Origin of the sequence: Chromobacterium sp. ASV23, from assembly GCF_016428945.1 — a bacterium.
Lineage (GTDB): Bacteria > Pseudomonadota > Gammaproteobacteria > Burkholderiales > Chromobacteriaceae > Chromobacterium > Chromobacterium sinusclupearum.
In genome coordinates, this window is the sequence record NZ_JAELTR010000165.1 from 1 (window position 1) to 519 (window position 519).

1 protein-coding gene is annotated in these 519 nt (G+C 67.1%); it reads left to right on the plus strand.

The window, feature by feature from the left end; all coding sequences use genetic code 11:
* Window positions 1-500: MotA/TolQ/ExbB proton channel family protein (locus JHD59_RS22090; protein WP_199155849.1), on the plus strand; the 500-nt coding region annotated here is incomplete at its 5' end.
* Between the last annotated feature and the right edge of the window lie 19 nt (window positions 501-519).

Here is a 519-nt window from a genome sequence, read left to right on the forward strand (position 1 = left end):
AACTGCAGGGCCACCACGGCGTGGATCTGCAAAAAGCCGCCAGCGAGCTGGCCGACGAAGGCATGTACAGCGCCGTCGCCGTCGCCGGCATCGAAGCCGCGCGCGAACACAAAGGCGAGCTGGCCAACCGCGTCGATCTGAACACCTGGGTGGCGATGGCCATCTCCGACGCGGTCGACTCCGCCAGCCACCACATGCAGAATGGCCTGTCGGTGATCGCCACCGTCGGCTCCACCGCGCCGTTCGTCGGCCTGTTCGGCACCGTATGGGGCATCTACCACGCGCTGGTGAAAATCGGCACCTCCGGCCAAGCCTCCATCGACAAAGTGGCCGGCCCGGTAGGCGAGGCGCTGATCATGACCGCCATCGGCCTGGCCGTCGCGGTGCCGGCCGTGCTGGGCTACAACTGGCTGGTGCGCCGCAACAAGCTGGTGCTGGACAACGTCCGCGTGGTATCCGGCCGCCTGCACGCCAGCCTGCTGAACAACCCGACCCGGTAAACAGCCATGGCGCGTTACA